This window comes from Nostoc sp. NMS2, assembly GCF_017115105.1.
Taxonomy (GTDB): domain Bacteria; phylum Cyanobacteriota; class Cyanobacteriia; order Cyanobacteriales; family Nostocaceae; genus Nostoc.
This window is the reverse complement of record NZ_JABXKH010000160.1, coordinates 73,233-90,005: the sequence shown is the minus strand read 5'-3', so window position 1 is coordinate 90,005 and position 16,773 is coordinate 73,233. Positions and strand designations below refer to the sequence as shown.

Annotated in this window: 15 protein-coding genes; 9 read left to right on the top strand and 6 right to left on the bottom strand. The window is 39.0% G+C overall.

Going from position 1 to position 16,773, the window contains the following annotated elements:
* Positions 1-215 precede the first annotated feature (215 nt).
* Positions 216-488, top strand: a complete 273-nt coding sequence (locus tag HWQ36_RS29330) for a GlsB/YeaQ/YmgE family stress response membrane protein (protein WP_292709409.1) — start codon at positions 216-218, stop codon at positions 486-488.
* A gap of 169 nt (positions 489-657) precedes the next feature.
* On the opposite strand, the gene HWQ36_RS29325 is transcribed toward HWQ36_RS29330, so the two are convergent.
* Positions 658-840, bottom strand: a complete 183-nt coding sequence (locus HWQ36_RS29325; protein ID WP_292709405.1) for a CsbD family protein — start codon at positions 838-840, stop codon at positions 658-660.
* Between the two features lie 303 nt (positions 841-1,143).
* Here HWQ36_RS29325 and HWQ36_RS29320 point away from each other — a divergent pair, with 303 nt between their 5' ends.
* Both HWQ36_RS29320 and HWQ36_RS29315 read left to right on the top strand, forming a co-directional pair.
* Positions 1,144-2,013, top strand: a complete 870-nt coding sequence (locus HWQ36_RS29320) for a TIGR02587 family membrane protein (RefSeq protein WP_292709403.1) — start codon at positions 1,144-1,146, stop codon at positions 2,011-2,013.
* On the top strand, positions 2,010-2,408 hold the full coding sequence (locus HWQ36_RS29315) for a TIGR02588 family protein (RefSeq protein ID WP_292709401.1): 399 nt from the start codon (positions 2,010-2,012) through the stop codon (positions 2,406-2,408). Before HWQ36_RS29320 ends, HWQ36_RS29315 begins: the two co-directional genes overlap by 4 nt.
* Before the next feature lie 665 nt (positions 2,409-3,073).
* Here the strand turns inward: HWQ36_RS29315 and HWQ36_RS29310 are convergent.
* On the bottom strand, positions 3,074-3,259 hold the full coding sequence (locus HWQ36_RS29310) for a hypothetical protein (RefSeq protein ID WP_292709399.1): 186 nt from the start codon (positions 3,257-3,259) through the stop codon (positions 3,074-3,076).
* 55 nt (positions 3,260-3,314) lie between these two features.
* A complete protein-coding gene (locus HWQ36_RS29305; protein WP_292709398.1) occupies positions 3,315-4,385 on the bottom strand; it encodes a glycosyltransferase family 4 protein in 1,071 nt (356 codons plus the stop codon).
* 455 nt (positions 4,386-4,840) lie between these two features.
* On the opposite strand from HWQ36_RS29305, the gene xth reads away from it, so the two are divergent.
* Positions 4,841-5,623 carry an exodeoxyribonuclease III gene (gene xth / locus HWQ36_RS29300; RefSeq protein ID WP_292709396.1) on the top strand — a complete coding sequence of 261 codons (783 nt, stop codon included), beginning with the start codon at positions 4,841-4,843 and terminating at the stop codon, positions 5,621-5,623.
* Positions 5,624-5,705: 82 nt separating this feature from the next.
* Here xth and HWQ36_RS29295 read toward each other — a convergent pair whose 3' ends face one another.
* A complete protein-coding gene (locus tag HWQ36_RS29295; RefSeq protein WP_292709394.1) occupies positions 5,706-6,794 on the bottom strand; it encodes a T3SS effector HopA1 family protein in 1,089 nt (362 codons plus the stop codon).
* An 84-nt stretch (positions 6,795-6,878) separates the two neighbouring features.
* Entirely contained in the window at positions 6,879-8,138 is a 1,260-nt protein-coding gene (locus HWQ36_RS29290; RefSeq protein ID WP_292709392.1) for an aminoglycoside phosphotransferase family protein, read from the bottom strand.
* Positions 8,139-8,299: 161 nt separating this feature from the next.
* Between HWQ36_RS29290 and HWQ36_RS29285 the strand changes: the two genes are divergently transcribed.
* Positions 8,300-8,494 (top strand): hypothetical protein, encoded by a 195-nt coding sequence (locus tag HWQ36_RS29285; protein WP_292709390.1) that lies wholly within the window; start codon positions 8,300-8,302, stop codon positions 8,492-8,494.
* A gap of 302 nt (positions 8,495-8,796) precedes the next feature.
* Here HWQ36_RS29285 and HWQ36_RS29280 read toward each other — a convergent pair whose 3' ends face one another.
* Positions 8,797-9,663 (bottom strand): WYL domain-containing protein, encoded by an 867-nt coding sequence (locus HWQ36_RS29280; protein WP_292709388.1) that lies wholly within the window; start codon positions 9,661-9,663, stop codon positions 8,797-8,799.
* Positions 9,664-9,985: 322 nt separating this feature from the next.
* On the opposite strand from HWQ36_RS29280, the gene cas3 reads away from it, so the two are divergent.
* The 4 genes from cas3 to cas7d are packed head-to-tail and all read left to right on the top strand — an operon-like array spanning position 9,986 to position 16,773.
* Positions 9,986-12,118 carry a type I-D CRISPR-associated helicase Cas3' gene (gene cas3 / locus HWQ36_RS29275; protein ID WP_292709386.1) on the top strand — a complete coding sequence of 711 codons (2,133 nt, stop codon included), beginning with the start codon at positions 9,986-9,988 and terminating at the stop codon, positions 12,116-12,118.
* Positions 12,119-12,151: 33 nt separating this feature from the next.
* The gene (locus HWQ36_RS29270) at positions 12,152-12,388 is read left to right on the top strand and encodes a DUF433 domain-containing protein (protein ID WP_292709384.1); all 237 of its coding nucleotides are present in this window, start codon (positions 12,152-12,154) and stop codon (positions 12,386-12,388) included.
* A gap of 8 nt (positions 12,389-12,396) precedes the next feature.
* A complete protein-coding gene (gene cas10d, locus HWQ36_RS29265) occupies positions 12,397-15,690 on the top strand; it encodes a type I-D CRISPR-associated protein Cas10d/Csc3 (protein WP_292709382.1) in 3,294 nt (1,097 codons plus the stop codon).
* Between the two features lie 48 nt (positions 15,691-15,738).
* Positions 15,739-16,773, top strand: a complete 1,035-nt coding sequence (cas7d, locus tag HWQ36_RS29260) for a type I-D CRISPR-associated protein Cas7/Csc2 (protein WP_292709380.1) — start codon at positions 15,739-15,741, stop codon at positions 16,771-16,773.

Here is a 16,773-nt window from a genome sequence, read left to right as displayed (position 1 = left end):
GAATTAAATCTTACCCTACCTCGGATGGTGTCACTTTGTTTCCAACAAAGATTGCCGATCAGGCAAGTCCTCTTGTCAATAGGCTTTGAGACGCGCTAACCCTGATAAAAGCTATTAATTGTTATTGAAGTTTCATACTTATACCTTCGGGTAGAAGGAAAACACTATTGTAATTTATAAGCTAGTGATTAAGTTTTTTGATGGATGAAATTATGCTGAACATTATTGCTTGGATCGTTCTGGGTTTAATTGCTGGAGCTATAGCAAAAGCTATTTATCCTGGTCGTCAAGGTGGTGGAATTGCTTCAACTATGGTTTTAGGGATCGTAGGTGCTGTGATCGGAGGAATTTTAGTTACTCTTTTAGAGACGGGGAGATTTCAATTAACTGCTGCAACCCTGAGCATCCCAGGTGTAATTGTTGCTGTAATTGGCGCAATAATTGCCATATTCCTCTGGAACTTATTAGCTAATCGTGCCAGTTATTAGTTGAATTAAATCTCTCGAAAAATCGTGGTTAAAAGCAATTTATTAGTGATTCACCCTTTCAGATTTTACGCAAATACAAAAACTCCACTTCCTCAAAGTTAGTGGAGTAATTAATGTTAAAGTATCACTAATGAATCATGGTTAGTGTTGCTGCACTGCAAAAACTAAATTATTCTAAAGCTTTCTTAAGTTCATCTTTAATGTTTTCTACAGTGTGATCGACTTGGGCTTCAGCTTGCTTTTCTTGTCCTTCAGCCTTATCTTGTGGATTCCCAGTTATTTCACCCACAGCCTCTTGGATTTTTCCTTCAATATTTTTTACAGTAGCTTCTACTCTTTTTTCGGTACTCATGGTTTTTATCTCCAGCTTGTAGTTGATTCAGCTATTAGATAAGCTAACAATAAGCTATCCTTTTGAACTTCCATCAACCGATAGAAAAATTCGGTAGGTTATATATCTTAAGATAGATACGGTAAGCTACAGGAGTAAGCAAGGAAAAAATCCGAATTCATGGAAATTCGCGCTGTCCACATCCCCGACTTCTTTGAGAAGTTGGGGATTTAACTTTTCACAAAGTATTTAGGACTGCTATATACATCTTCATAGAAAATTAGAGAAGTCAAAGCAAATTTTCAACAAAAGGAAAGTAAATGAGTGGCAACAAAACGTCAAAAAGATGTATGGAAGAGTGAGATTAATGACATTATTCGGGGTGCTTGCGGAGGTTTTCTATTTGGCATCCCTTTACTGTACACAATGGAGGTTTGGTGGATTGGATCGCGGGCAAAACCACAACTGATGATGATGGCGATCGCATTTATGTTTATTGTGGTTTACTTGCTCAATCAGACAGAAGGCTTTCGGAAACGCAGATATAGCTGGCTAGCTCCTCAAGCCGCAATGGATACCGTAGAAGCGATCGCCATCGGACTAGCTTGCTCTACCTTTGTGCTGCTACTATTGCGAGAATTGACACCAGAAACTTCTCTAAAAGAATCTTTAGGTAAAATCATCTTTGAAAGTGTGCCATTTGCTCTTGGTGTAGCATTAGCCAACCAGTTGTTAGGAGATAGTAGAAACAGCAATGCAGAAGGACAAGACACAACCAGCAACCAAAAAGATCAGTTAAACGGCACCTTTGCTGATGTGGGTGGGACCCTAATTGGTGCAACCATAATTGCATTTAACATCGCTCCAACAGATGAAATTACTATGCTTGCAGCCGCAGCCTCGCCACCTTGGGAGTTGGCAATGATTGCCACATCTTTACTAATTTCTTATGGCATTGTATTTCAAGCAGGTTTTTCTGACCAGCAAAAGCGAAGAGAGCAAAAGGGAATTTTCCAACGACCATCGAGCGAAACTATTATGTCTTACCTAGTGTCACTGCTAGCAAGCGCTTTTATGCTGTGGTTCTTTCAAAAGTTAAGTTTTAGCGACCCTTGGACAATGTGGTTAGATCACACCTTGATGCTGGGCTTACCTGCAACTATTGGCGGTGCAGCCGGCAGGTTAGCAATATGACTCAAACAGAACAACCACCAAATCGCTCAATAGCTGAGTGGGTAACATTCAGCGTCGCCTCACTTATCCTAGCAATCATTGTGAGTTTAGTAGGTTACACTTGGCTGAACGAAAAGAATCAACCTCCCATTCTTTCTGTCACCAAAAAAACAACAATTCGGGAAATTGATGGCCAATTTTATGTTCCTTTTGAAGTCGTGAATAGTGGAGGGGATACAGCCGAGTCAGTTCAGATTATGGCTGAGTTACTAATTAACGGCAAAGTTACAGAAACAGGAGAGCAACAAATCGACTTTTTATCTAGTGGGGAAAGTGAAGAAGGCGCATTTATATTCAGCAAAAACCCACGTCAAGGTCAATTAAATTTACGTGTTGGTAGCTATAAATTGCCATAGAGAAGATTTAAAACCGCACACTAAAGTGATTAGAATAGAGCCTCCGGCATGACGTGCTAAGTAAAGCTATGCCGTACCACTTCGTGGAAGCAAGCTAGCAAGAGCGTCTCTAAGAGTTGGCTTTACGCGGCTATACAAACGAAGTCCGCCGCGTAGATAGGTCAGTTCGGATAGTGTTGTAAAAATTATTGTCATAAGGAGAGTGCGATCGCATAAAAATGAAAACATAGGCAAAATCGGGTGTCAGAAACAGGCCTAAAATAGTCTGCAAAGACAATTAAGCTTGACCGTTCAACGGTCAAACCAGGGAGCGACGAAGAAAATAAAGAGCATAAAAGCTCGGATACCAGGAAGTTGAGGCGACCGCTCTATTTGATACTGATGCTTCGGAGTTGAAAAACTGATTACGGAGGCGAAGTATGATATCACCCCTGGCAGTCGGAGTTGGTATAGCCAAAGCAAAGTTTACTCGAACGTTGATACTGGTTATGTCAACAAGGATTTTATATCGCCTGTTGACATCAATAAGAGAATCTAGGCCGACTAACGCAAAATTAAGGGTTTGAAACCCGCGTAGGCGGGTTTTGCTTGTGTAGCCGCGACTTCTAGTCGCCCGGTGCAAGATATTAGTAAACAGCTTTTATCAATCTGAAAATGGCGAAAAACTAGGTATTCACTGCTGGCTGGGGAATCACACCTGTATTCCGGGTATCCACATTAGGCAGGCGAGTAGCAGTTAACAATGGCACTTCTTGTCGGCACGACAGGCAAAACCAATATAGTTCACCATGACGGGCATGACGCAGGAGGGAACCACCGCAGCATGGGCAAGTGTTGGCTCTCGTACTCATACCAATGTCCTCCTTAAAAAAATTTGTTGTTTAAACTCAGAAAAAAAGCAGTTGATTAAAAGTTGATTTTGGTAGCATGAATGCGACCATTCGATTCTATGCGGTCTTTAATAATTTGTCTGTAAACAGCTTCATATCCGTTAACCATTTGGCTAACGCTAAAGTTGTTTTCTACATGTTTTCGACAGGTTTGACGATTGAGTTCCAAAGCTAGTGGAATCATTGCCGCCATTTCTGCATAGCTTTTGCAGATAAAACCTGTTTTCCCGTGGGCAATTACTTCAGGTACTGAGCCACAGTTCATGGCAATAACTGGTGTACCAGTTGCCATTGATTCAATCATTACCAAGCCAAAAGGTTCTTGCCAGCTAATGGGAAAAAGAGTTATGGCGGCATTGCCCAAAAGTTCAGCTTTTTGGGCGTGGTTAATTTCACCGAGATATTCGATTTGCTGACCATCTATGTGGGGAGAAATCTCTTGTTCAAAAAACTTAGAGTCTCCAACATCAACCTTTCCTGCCAGCTTCAAGCGCCAACCACTCTGCTTTGCAATAGCGATCGCATATTGCGGCCCTTTTTGTGGCGAAAAACGACCTAAAAATGCCAAATATGGAGGTTCTGACGGTTGGGCTACGAAAGGATAATCTGCTAGCTCAATGCCGTTATAAACCGTGCCAACATAATTGAGATCGACTTGACGCTGCGAGTTACTAATGCTGATATATGGTTGCTTCTGGTAGTAGCTAAATGCGTGACGGGTGTCGTTTGTAAAATTATTGTGCAGGGTATGCACCGTAGAGGTTGCTGTTATGAAACTTGCTAAAGGTAATGCCGAAATCCCTACATGAGAATGGATAAGATCGAATTCTTTAGCACGTTGGTAAACTTGGCTCAGTTCTAGCATTTCGTACACTGCATACTCTTTAACGTTTGGGTCTAAACGCAATGCACGCGGATAAACTGCTTCTAAATGAGCCAAAGTTTGAGAATCGCCAGAGGCAAATAATGTTACCTCGTGACCGCGACGAACAAGTTCATCAGTCAAGCGACTCACTACCAGTTCTATTCCTCCATAAGTAGGAGGTGGAACCCTTTCCCATAAGGGGGCAACTTGAGCGATTTTCATAAGTTTTTTTGGTTCAGTCTATGAACTTGTCCTCAATATGATGAGTTGCATCATCATTGTATGAGAACAGAGCATTTCTACTTACTATTTTGACATTTAAATTAACCTAACAGGCTAACAAAAGCACAAGAATGGTTAACCGTCCTGCAAATTTTCTACCGACAAATTTCAAGAACTATCGGCAAATGTCAACCATGAGCTAGATTTATAACCTATAACTAATCAATTACTTGTTGCATCTGTCTTGGGGATCATAATGAAGTAGAATATTTTGTAGCGTAACTTACAAAATTGAATATTTTGTAGCTGACAATACTAAAATACTCAATGGGATCAAATGATTAAAGGTTTGTTTAAACGTAATTGGGAAATGGAAAAGAAATTATAAATATTAAGTAATTGTACAATAATTACATAATTTGTAATTATTAATTTTCAAAAAATTCTGATAACTAATGAAAATCGCTACTTGGAACGTCAACTCAATTCGCACTCGCCTCGAACAGGTTACTGATTGGTTAACTAACAATCCTGTTGATGTTCTCTGCTTGCAAGAAACTAAAGTTGCGGATGCCGAGTTTCCGCGATCGCCTTTTGAGCAATTGGGCTATAACCTTTATATATCAGGACAAAAATCTTATAATGGCGTAGCCCTGATTAGCCGCCAGCCACTTTTAAACGTAAGTAGCGGATTTAGGGCGATTTTGCCAGATTTACATCACGAATGGGATGAGCAAAAGCGGGTAATTACAGGTGTAATTGATGGTGTTCGGATTGTTAACTTATATGTCCCCAATGGTGCGGCAGTAGGAACTGAAAAATATGAATACAAACTGCGCTGGTTAACAGCGCTACACGAGTATTTACGGTTGCTCGTGCTATCGGAACCTGCAATTTGTGTGTGCGGTGACTTCAACATCGCTCTGGAAGATAAGGATATTCACGAGCAAGTGAGTACAGAAAATCACATTATGGCAACAGAAACCGAGCGCCAAGCCTTACGCGAGATTCTGCAACTAGGGTTTGCCGATGCTTTCCGTAAATTCACCACAGAAGGTGGAAATTATAGCTGGTGGGATTATCGCGCCGCCGCCTTCCGTCGCAACTTAGGTTGGCGGATTGACCATCACTATCTCACACCCGTGCTGTATGAGCGTGCTACAAGTTGCATCATTGATGCCGCGCCCAGAAAATTAACCCAACCCAGCGACCATACGCCGGTAATTGTGGAATTTTGAATTTTGAATTTTGAATTTTGAATTGGGCATGGGGCATTGGGCATAGTTATTCTTCTTCTCCCTCTGCTCCCTCATCTCCCCATCAATTTAACGGCTTATATATATCCTCTGAACTGGGATTGAGATAAGGACGCTGCAAATCTATTAGGTGTCGTGTAAAGTGTTGGTCAATAACCCTCATCCGCTCCTCCATCGCATTCTTACCTTTTTGCCAAGCTTCCAATAAAGCATTAGCGACAATTTGGCAACGGTTCATCCCAAAACTTTCTTGTGCGGCGAATTTTTGGGTTGGTTCTTCGGCTAAACCTAACCCTGGGGCTAAAAATTTTGTAAATAAAGGAATTTCGGGCTGGAAATGGGATTGATTTTCTGGATAAATAGCCTGAAGGATTGTGCGAATTGCTGGATAGTCAGGGAGTTCAAAGTAGAGTAGTCCCGAATCATAGCGTCCGTATGCAGAAGGGTTGTGAAGAACCTGAAAGCTAAAGGGAATGGAGGCTGCATTCAATTGCAGTGTCAAACTTTCCATGAGAGCGATCGCACCAGATGCCGTAAAGTTAAAGTAAATTCGCCCTGCTCCCAAATCAGCATCGGGGTTACTCTGGCGTTCCTGTCCGACATTACTAACTGCCAAGTAACAGCCATTTTGCATTCTATTTTTGGGCATCCAGATTGCTACCATGTCACCCACTTTGGTAGATTTCTTACTGGATTCTAAATGGCATTCTGGCTCAACATAAAGTGTTAAACCGCCTTTAGTCACTGCCATAGTACCATCAGGTTCTTTCCGCAACACCTGCCATCGAGGGTCAAAGTAACCTATGCCGTGATTACTGGCGTGTAGATGCTCGTAAAAGTTCCAATCAATTTCTAAGATGGAATTATCTGCTAAATTCTGCTTTGGCGAGCAATTACTACTATCAGTATTGACTGCTAAAGTACTTTGTAGAGAACCATTGTAATAGATCCCATAAAGAAAGTTTCGCAGCAGCAGGGTAAGATATTTCTGTTGTAAATCTACAGAATTTTGCTGAAATCTCTCGGCTACTTTAGTTGGCAGGGCAAAGGGTTGATAATTGGGATGATAAATACAAAAATTTGACTCAATCTGAATATTCTTAGCAATATCGAATAGAGAAGTTAGCGGTTGATTGATAGAGTAATTTAGCATTAATCCATTTAGAACTCAAACTTTAAAAAACATAATTTAGGAGGAGCCAGGAGTCAGAATTGATAATTGTTCTACTCCCTGCTATTAACAACTACGAAGCCGAGTTTTTTCGTAATAAAGACGAAGAAGCTGTGGCTCTTTTACAGGCTGAGGAAGTTTATGGATTTTCCCCACAGGGTTAAGGATTTCTGACTCTGATATTCCGAAAATAGTCAGTACACCTTGCTGCGGCATAGTCAGTAAACTCTTAGCCACTTGAAGCATACAAATATCAGCATTATTAAAGGATTTTTGGCAGGTAATCATATTCTGAATTTGATGAATTAGTGCCAGCCCTGCAAACTGGATAACGCGCACGATAAAATCATTGCGGTATTCCAAAATCATGGGAAAAGCATTTAGATAACCCCTAATTAGGGCAAGAATTGAAGGTTGTAAAGTCTCCAACGGTGTCAACGCCAGATGTAGAGATTCTTGTAACTCAATGGTGGGGTCTACAACAAGACTATTGAGCCAAATTCCTAAATAGCTTGCTAGTAAAGTTCCTAAATCAAAAGCTGGATCTCCCCAAGAACAAGCTTCCCAATTAATTAGTCTTACTAGGCAATTGTCTAGTTTCTCCCAACTGGAATGAACCAAGATGTTGTTCAATTTCAAGTCGTTGTGAGTCAAGCAGCAAGGATTCCAGTCATACGCCAAATCTGCGATCGCAGATTCCAAACTCTCCGATTGCTGGTAGAGTAGATAGAATTTCAGCGCATCCGTGGGAACCGTCCCAAAAATCTCCGGCCCAATTGACCCTAACCCTTGCGCCGGATTGTAAAAGCCATAGCGAAACTCTCCTTGGGGAGCAGTTGCCATAAAATCCCGATATTCTCGGTGGTTGTAGGTTGCGCGATGCAGTCCCGCTAAAGTAGTGGCGATGGCAGTGGCAATTTCTTGTGGACAAATCTCATTGTTGTGGTAGAATGTCGCAAGTTGCCGATATTCACTTAAGTAGTTGCTGACAAGGATAGAATTTTCTTCGTCAAAATGGACTACCAACGGTGCGTAGTTTACCGCCGTAGGCATCGCGGAAATATTGCCAAGAACGGGAAACTGCTGGAGCAATTGATGAAATAGCCACTCTTGAAACAATTCACGAGGAGCGCCGTCATTGTTTTTAACGTTGCTTTCTTGTTTAATGAGCAGTTTCCGATTATCTGCTAGAGTCACGAGTAAATCGAAACTGTTCTTACTACTTCCTGGCAACTCAGATTTATCTGATGCGTCATCTTCTGAGCTACACAGCCCCGCTTCTTGCAGATACTGGATAACGTTATGAGAAGACAGTGATAATACCATGTATTATTTCCTACTTCGCTAAATTACTTAAACTTATCTGTGTTGGTATTTGGTTGTACTTAGCAGTTGTTGGTAGATAGTGAATAACAATAAAGATTCGTACAATCTACTAATATCCCATCTTTGGGATAAAAACCTGCCAAAATGGTACAAATTCCTTTATGATTGCTTTAAAATTCACTCCTAGATACGGTGACATCTTTACACTTTATCAGCATAGTTACTTAGACACATCTAGATCAAGTTTTGTGGTAGAGCCTTTTGATGTAGCAGCATCTCCAGCAAAAAAACTGATTGGCGGCAGATGTTATTTGATGCTCAGTAGTCATCCTGAAAGCAGCGAAGAATTTCAGTAATCCTTCGCAGTAGGAAGCATGACATTCAACGCTATTATTTTTATTTATCATCCCAAAGCTAAAAAAACCGGAATTTTTAGGCAATTAGTAATTATTTTTTTCTTTAATTTTCAGAATTGATGTCTGTAAGCCTTGTTATTACGTCATTTATCTTACTTACGTATTGTAAATGGCTATGGGCGATCGCAGACAACGGTTACATGAGTGCATCTTATGGAAGTGTACTTTTGTCAAGGATGAAAAGACCTCTCCCTGGTTTTACGTAGTAAAACCGTCCCTCTCCGAGTCGGAGAGGGAAAGAGTTAAGACCTGGTTTCGATATCGTATAAATTGCAGAGGGTGAGGAGTTTTTGTTTGAGGCGATCGCGCACATTGTCTGGTAATATCACTACACAATCTGGCGCATACTGCATGACTTCCCGCATAAACCAGAATGTACTAGATATTCGCCTGACAACTCGCCGGACTCGCGCTTTATCTGGTATCCACTCATTGATATTGTCTTCTTGTTTAGCTTGATAGGCAAAAGCCAAACCAGCAAATAGATGCATTTCCACTTCTATCTCAGCCAAATTAACTCGCCACTCACCAGAAATTGGCATGACAGCAGCTTCTGTAATCCTGTCTAATCGTAAACTCCAGTTATGAATCAGTTCTGGGATATCAAAGTTTCCTTCTGTCTCTTCGCACCAGCAATCAAGATATTGCCGCTTTTCGTGGGGTGTAACTTTGGCATAGCGAACTGTAAAGTTTAATAAGTGTCCGGCTGCATCTTGATAGGAAAGCTGAAAGGGCTGTTCGCGCAAGATATAGCGGTCTATTTCTAAGCGCCAGGCTGGGGGCAAATTCTCTAAGAAACGTTCGATTTCGCCTCGCAACGGTAATGATAGTTCGCTGCGTTCGAGAAGTAAGTTTGCAATGATTTGGGCTTGTTCAATTTGCCCGATGTCTGTCAACGCATTGATACAGCGATGTAATGCCCTGATGCGTGGTTCTTTCCAATTATTATTGTTACCGATGAGTAACTGACGTTGAGCGATCGCTTTAATTAACTTAGAGATGTTAGGTTCCTCTCCCCACATCATACCGAATTCACGAGCGATCGCTTCTAGCTCGGCTTTATCGCGTTCTGATATCGACAGTGTAATAGATTGACCTTTTCGACTCATATTTTATACGGACACTTTTATACGGATATATCTTGGCAACTTCTATTTTGCATGGCATTATAGGGAATAACAACGAGTTACGGACAGTTTTTAAGTAAAGTGAAAAACTCGCACCAATGGTGCGAGAAATAGGCTGGAGATGTTTTATACCCATCTGAAAAACTGCAACCAATGGTTGCAGAAATTTGTAAGTAGTATTTCTTAGCACATATATAAAAACTGCCACCATTGGTGGCAGAAATTGATTAGATTTACTAAGTCTGTCATTCTTTTTGCATAAAAATTACGATAACCCAAGCATTTGTAGGGAATTTTCAAGGATATGTCCGAAAATTACAGCATAAATCTCAAACCTGTTTATTCTCAAACCGTCCCTACACCTGACGGGGTGAAATTACCTAAAGATTGGTCGCTTTCTTGGCATCAAGTGGAAACTTTGGAGGCGTTGTGCGATCCAAATATTGATATAGTGTTCAACACTGCCATCACTGGGGATGGTAAAAGCTTGGCTGCTTTTCTTCTGGCTATGACAGATGGTGTATCCACAATGGCAACTTACCCGACTAACGAGTTAGCGAGAGATCAGGAAAAGCAAGTACAAAAATATAAGGACGAATTTCAACCAAAGAAAAACCCACAGATTTATCGTCTGAATGCAGCTATTCTGGAAGATTTTATCGAAACGAATAAATTACCAACTAGACAGTCTGGATTAACTAATCTTTCCAACCAAGCAGAAATTTTATTGACTAATCCCGATATTTTTTATTATATTCACGATTTTCGCTATCTTAGGCGTTTTAAAAAAGACGGTAAAACCAAGGGAGAAAACGCCAATAAGCTATTCAGTAAAATAGATGATAACTACAATTTGTTTATATTTGACGAGTTTCATGTATTTTCCTCGGCTCAAGTTGCAAGTATATTCAATGCAATATTGTTAATTAAGCATACTGTTCCAGGCAAGAAATTTTTGTTTTTATCGGCAACACCAGATGATTTATTGCTAGACTTTTGTGATAAATCTGGCATTAATTATAAAGAAATTGATCCAGCCAAAAAAGGAAAATATTGTTTTTCAGAAAATGGCACTCAATGGCGGCAAATTAGTCAACCAATAACTTTATTTTTTCCGCAAACACTAGAACCTAATTTTTCATCTAGTTATGATTGGCTGATAGAAAATTCCGAATCAGTAATTTTAAAGTTTTTTCAAGATTATCCAGGTAGTAAAGGTGCAATTATTCTCAACTCTATTGCTGCGGTTAAGAAACTAGTTAAGCATTTTAAAAAAATTTTTAACCCTTTAGACTTAGAAGTTAGAGAAAATACGGGTTTAACTGGTGAGACAGAAAAAGCTGAATCAGTTGCGAAAGCCGATTTGCTTATAGGAACATCAACTATTGATGTAGGTGTAGATTTTAGAATTAATTTTTTGGTATTTGAAGGTGCTGATGCAGGTAATTTTATTCAACGCTTTGGCCGGATAGGCAGACATAAAGATTTTCACCCTCATCCTTATCATGCTTATGCTTTGATTCCCAAATTTATTGTTCAAACATTATTCAAACCTGATTCAGACTGTTTGCAAGATGGCAAAACTTACGACCGAGTAACCTTTACACAAGCTATTCGTTCAAGTTACCCATTTGTCAATGAATTTAAGCAATACCCTAAACGCTGGGGTGCTATTCAATCAGCTTGTGTTCATCAAGAATTAAGACGACTGACTCATCAATATCCCGATGCAGAGAAAAACTTTAAAGAGACTATTGAAAAAGCACTTGATGTCAATATTTGGACAAAATATGGACAAATTAATCAATGTTTACAAGAAAAGAAAAAGAAAGTCATTGATGAAGCACGAAGTTTTCGGGGAAGTAGTCAGTTAGATTGTGCAATTTATGATTCAACAAATCCAGAGGAACCAGAAAATGAACGTTTTAAAATTTATAACTTACCGGGTATTCTCAGCAACTTTAAGTTTGAATGGATGGATAGAAAGGAATTTATACAACAAGCTGAAAAATCTAGAGTTACAACCACTCGTTTTCAAGAAGCTTTATGCTGTTTGAAACTGACTGGCTACCGAGAAGTAAGAGAAGACTGGAAATTTTACTATCCAGAAGATATCAGCGACATTGCCAAGTCTGGTAAAGTCCAGGTTCTCAAAAACTTAGAAATTCGCCAACCCCACGGTAGCGGGATTAATAAAATAAGTGATGCTGTATCGAGTAGGGGTTTAGTATGCTTTCTTTCAGATTGCGATCGCACTTACCTCAGAGCAAAGTTAGGTTTACCTATCCATTTTCAAGCATACTCCTTAGCAGATAAATATAGTAGCGACGATAAGAAGTCGCCACCGTACACTATAGCATTTGGTAAATCTGCACTAATGCTGGAAACCTTACTTTGGTTTCGGAAGCCGAAAAAGGATGATGGCTGGATTTGTTAGAAAGTTACATAACATCAAATTTTGGGAATACTAATGCTTGAAGGTGATTTGCTTTCTCGAATTTCGATTGACCCAAACATCTGTTTTGGCAAACCCTGCATTCGCGGACATCGTATTTGGGTTTCTTTAATTTTAGATTTATTAGCTGGTGGAGAAACTATTGAGAGCATTTTGGAGGCATATATAGGTATAGAACGAGAAGATATTTTAGCGTGTCTTGCATTTGCTGCTAAGACAATTCAAGATTTATATAGTCAAGATGGAGAATAGAAATAAGTATGAATAACGTTGATGAATATCCTGAAATTCCAGACTTAGATAACTATGATGAAGACGAAAAAGATACTCCTATTGAGCGTGAAATTTTAACTATTAGCCTATTCCAAAAAGCAATTAAAGAAGTACCAGAAAATAAGGGAGATTTCATAATTATTAGTTTTGCAGAAAATGTGTTACCTAAACTAATTTATCAATTAGTAGGAGCAACAGCTAAGGGAGGTCAATTTACAGAAGACCGTAGATCCGAAGGTAAAAATGTTGAACGTAGTAAACATGACCAATCTTTATTATCTCATCTGCTTAATGGTTTATTTCCTACCTACCGAATTATTCAGAAATTAAAGTCACCAGAACTGGAAACTAACCCTGTTAAGCGTCAATGTGAAGAAAAGGAAACTCGTTTATTTGTAGCTGCGTATATTCTACATGACTTTGAAAAATTCCCCGACTATCCAATTTGGTTGAAAGAAAATGACACAGATGATGTATTTAAAAACCGTGATTGGCGTAAAGACCCTGCAAAAAAATCAGATGCACCAAATTTAAGACGCGAGTATGTAAAACAAAAAATTCAGGATCTTAGTTTAGATATTTTTTTGGGTGAAGATTGGGAAAATTGTATCGATGATATTGTATGGCTGAGTAGCAATGCTGGTGATGGAAGTGATGCTGATCGAGGTTTAGAAATTCGTGGTTTGCGTCCTCGTTTAGATGGTCGAGTGCGGAATATTCTGCACAGATTGTTAAAAATGTCTGATTTATTTGCTTCATTATTAAAACATCCTCGTGATGTAGAGAGTGATGGCAGAAATGAAAAATTACCTGAGTTATTAAACGACTTAAGTAATGGTCAGTTAAGATTTAGCTACCATGCATTATCAGATAATCGTGGTGTGCTGACGAATATTATTAATAATGCCTTGATGGATGTACATCCTAAGCAATACTACACACAGTTATTGTATTTACCAGATGGTGTAGTATACCTTGCCAGTAAGGATGCACCTGCAATTCGTACTACTGATATTCCCAATCAAGTTGTAGATAAAATAAAAACATTATGCAGTAAGCAGTTAACAAAGCGACAAACAGGTTTTAGTCGAGATGGTAAAGGTTTCAAGTTCGCTGATTACTACTGGTTATTTTTCCGTGCTAATGAGTTAATGGAAGTCAGCATTAATGCAGCTATCAGTATACTGCCTGATACTAAATTAGCCTCATCTAGTAAGCGGAGTGAAAGTTTACAAACTTTTCAGACACAAGGAGAATTACCACAAAATATAGATGTTGTATTTGGTAATGAAATTCAAATTGATAGATTAGCTGAATTTGGAGATATTATATGTCGAGGTATTTGGGGTAAATGGCAAGAACGCGCCAATGAATACCAAAAACAATTTCCTAAAGCTGAACGTAAAAATATTCCTGATTTAAATCTGACTGAAAAACTAGCTGAATACTTGGGTTTGCTAGAGGAAATACCAGCTTTAAGACAAATTCAATCTCTCAAGAAAACAGGAGGAGTTCCTTTAGATTGGTATTATTTATCGGCTAAATATTACCAGAAAAATCTAGGTAAAAATTTAGCGCAGAATATTGAGTTGATGGAAGGTATGGTTAAATATACTTCCAAACTCATTGAAACTATTTTAGAAGATTTTGCAATTTCTGATGGCTGGAGTGATTTACGCACTTATGTAAGTCGAGTTATTTCTTTACCAACAGGTGCGGTTGTTGAACCTAAGCCAGACCAATTTTTAATAGAGATAAGTAGGTATAACGCTGCAAAAGTTACAGGAAGAGGTAGAGAAAATGTTTGTGCTATATCTAGTTCTCCCTACACTGTAACGGAGCAAATGGAGTCAGCAACGTTATTTGCACCACAAGTTTACAGCAATCGCCAAATTTTATTTAATGCTCAAGCTGCAAAGCGGCAAATTTGCTCAATCTGGTCAATTGAAATCATGTTGAGACAAATTATGATGAGTAAGACTAACGCGACTGGTGCAGACTTTGAAGGTCGTAAATATCGCTATCTCTATCTCTATCCTGCTTATTTCTTTACTCCAGAAACAAATAAGTTTTTGCAAAAGGCTTATAACGCCATATCTCAAACTCGATTTGATGCTGAACTTCGCAAACATTTTGTTTCCAAAGAACAAGTTGCAAATTTGACAATTTACAACTATCAAAAAGTCGATGATTTGTTGATTAAGCAGGATATTCCACCAGAAGATGATAAGACATTTAAAATTAGCTATCCCGATGATGAAACATTAACTTTCTTCTTTATTGGTTTACCACCAGGAAGAGAACCAACAGATACAGAATCGTGGATAATGCCAGCTTGGTTAGCATTTGTATTACCGCTTGTTCTTGATGTAAAAGTGGTAGTTTCAGAATCACCTGTACCACCTTTTATTAGTGGTGCTGATTTTGAAGAAACAGTTTTAATTGATGGAGAACATCAAGCGATTCGTTCTTTGATTCAAAAAGATAAATATCGTCTAGATAGCATTTTGCCTCGAACTTCAAAACAGCGTGAATTTTCTCCCCTCAATGCTCTCACTGCTGCTTACTGCATTCACTTGGAAGTTAACCGTAAAAAGGATGGTGATTCAGATTGGGGAAAATTAGCAGATTTGGCACGGGATTTAGAAACTAGTCCTCTCTATGTCTTCCATTACCTTAATAAATGGTTACGGAAGCAAGACAAGATTGATTCTGTATCTATTGCCAAGATTCGGCTGTATCAAGATTTTTACTACTACTTCGATCCCAAAGGAGATGACATGACTAAACTTCAGGAATTAACAAAACTGTATCGCAGTTTTTATCGAGCTAAAAGCAAGGGAAAATCACCAAAAACTAATGCAATTATCAAGCCAATTGACGAGGCTGCTGATATTATTTTGAAATTTGAAAAATCTATAGCTAGTGATGAAAAATCTCTTACGGAGGTAGTAGCATCACGTTTAGCAAAACTCATGAATAATGTTCGACGTAAAGAAGCAGAAGGACAGGCTGCTTATGACTTAGTTAATGGAGAATTGCGATATTTAACATCTGAAGAAGAACGACAAGCAGTTTATAAGTTTGCTGAGTATTTTGTAGAGGTAATTTTTTACGAATGTTTTAAAGGCGATCGCGCTCGTTTAGCAGGTACACAATTGAACCTTATTAAAGATACTTGTGAATATCTTTATCGTGTAGCAGAAGATGAATACTGGAAAAACCGCAAGCAAAATCATCCTGAAGATATTACTGATGACTATGCTGAAGATGCACCATAGTATCAAATCTATCATTCTTAGCAAAATCCATATTTAAGGAACCTAACCATGAAATTCTTGAAAACACTCGATTCTAAATTTTTCCACGATGTAATCCCTGCTAAACCAATGGGGAAATATGTTCATTTCATTACTATTCGCGTTACAGAATCTTATCCTTTATTTCAGACAGATGGTGAACTTAATAAAGCCAGAGTACGTGCTGGAATTGAAAACAAAGAACCTATTAGTCGCTTGGCAATGTTTAAGCGCAAACAGTCTACACCAGAACGTTTAACAGGTAGAGAATTACTACGTAACTACAAAATTGGTGACTGGGAAAAATGCGACTACAACGTAGATTTCAGCAAAACTACTCCTGATTGTATTCTCTACGGTTTTGCTATTGGTGATTCCGGTTCTGAAAAGTCGAAAGTAGTTGTAGACACAGCTTATTCCATCACACCTTTTGATGATTCTCACCTTAACTTTACCCTCAATGCACCTTTTGAAAATGGGACAATGAGCCGTCAAGGGGAAGTAACTAGCCGTATTAATAGTCAAGACCATATCTTACCTCAAGTCTTTTTCCCCAGTATTGTCACACTGAAAGATCCCACTGAAGCTGGATTTCTCTATGTTTTCAATAATATTCTCAGAACACGCCATTACGGAGCGCAGACTACCCGTACTGGTAGAGTACGTAATGAGTTAGTTGGAGTGATTTTCGCTGATGGCGAGATTGTTAGTAATCTTCTCTGGACTCAAAAGATATATGACGTAATGAACAATGCAACTCCAAAGCAAATTAATCCTCCTGATCCGCTCAATGAAGACGAGGTTTTAGAGGCGGCTACACAAGCAATTACTGGTCTAATGTCTCAAGAGTGCATTTCTCATACTGATTTTATTGGTGCATCCTTCACACAACTTTTGAGTGAAGTGAAGTCTATCACCAGTGATGAAACTCGATTGCAAGAAATGTTGAGCCAAGCAAATGCTGAATCATCTATTTATGCTCAAACATGGGTTCTTAAATCAGGTAAGAAAGACGCTAAGAAAGATCCCAAGGGTAATAAGAAAGCTGCTGCTGTAGCGGAGTAA

What these genes read in the sequence shown, in the direction of transcription:
- HWQ36_RS29325 (WP_292709405.1), bottom strand. Translation starts at nt 840, where the DNA reads ATGAGTACCGAAAAAAGAGTAGAAGCTACTGTAAAAAATATTGAAGGA.
- HWQ36_RS29315 (WP_292709401.1), top strand. Translation starts at nt 2,010, where the DNA reads ATGACTCAAACAGAACAACCACCAAATCGCTCAATAGCTGAGTGGGTA.
- HWQ36_RS29310 (WP_292709399.1), bottom strand. Translation starts at nt 3,259, where the DNA reads ATGAGTACGAGAGCCAACACTTGCCCATGCTGCGGTGGTTCCCTCCTG.
- HWQ36_RS29305 (WP_292709398.1), bottom strand. Translation starts at nt 4,385, where the DNA reads ATGAAAATCGCTCAAGTTGCCCCCTTATGGGAAAGGGTTCCACCTCCT.
- xth (WP_292709396.1), top strand. Translation starts at nt 4,841, where the DNA reads ATGAAAATCGCTACTTGGAACGTCAACTCAATTCGCACTCGCCTCGAA.
- HWQ36_RS29295 (WP_292709394.1), bottom strand. Translation starts at nt 6,794, where the DNA reads ATGCTAAATTACTCTATCAATCAACCGCTAACTTCTCTATTCGATATT.
- HWQ36_RS29290 (WP_292709392.1), bottom strand. Translation starts at nt 8,138, where the DNA reads ATGGTATTATCACTGTCTTCTCATAACGTTATCCAGTATCTGCAAGAA.
- HWQ36_RS29285 (WP_292709390.1), top strand. Translation starts at nt 8,300, where the DNA reads ATGATTGCTTTAAAATTCACTCCTAGATACGGTGACATCTTTACACTT.
- HWQ36_RS29280 (WP_292709388.1), bottom strand. Translation starts at nt 9,663, where the DNA reads ATGAGTCGAAAAGGTCAATCTATTACACTGTCGATATCAGAACGCGAT.
- cas3 (WP_292709386.1), top strand. Translation starts at nt 9,986, where the DNA reads ATGTCCGAAAATTACAGCATAAATCTCAAACCTGTTTATTCTCAAACC.
- HWQ36_RS29270 (WP_292709384.1), top strand. Translation starts at nt 12,152, where the DNA reads ATGCTTGAAGGTGATTTGCTTTCTCGAATTTCGATTGACCCAAACATC.
- cas10d (WP_292709382.1), top strand. Translation starts at nt 12,397, where the DNA reads ATGAATAACGTTGATGAATATCCTGAAATTCCAGACTTAGATAACTAT.
- cas7d (WP_292709380.1), top strand. Translation starts at nt 15,739, where the DNA reads ATGAAATTCTTGAAAACACTCGATTCTAAATTTTTCCACGATGTAATC.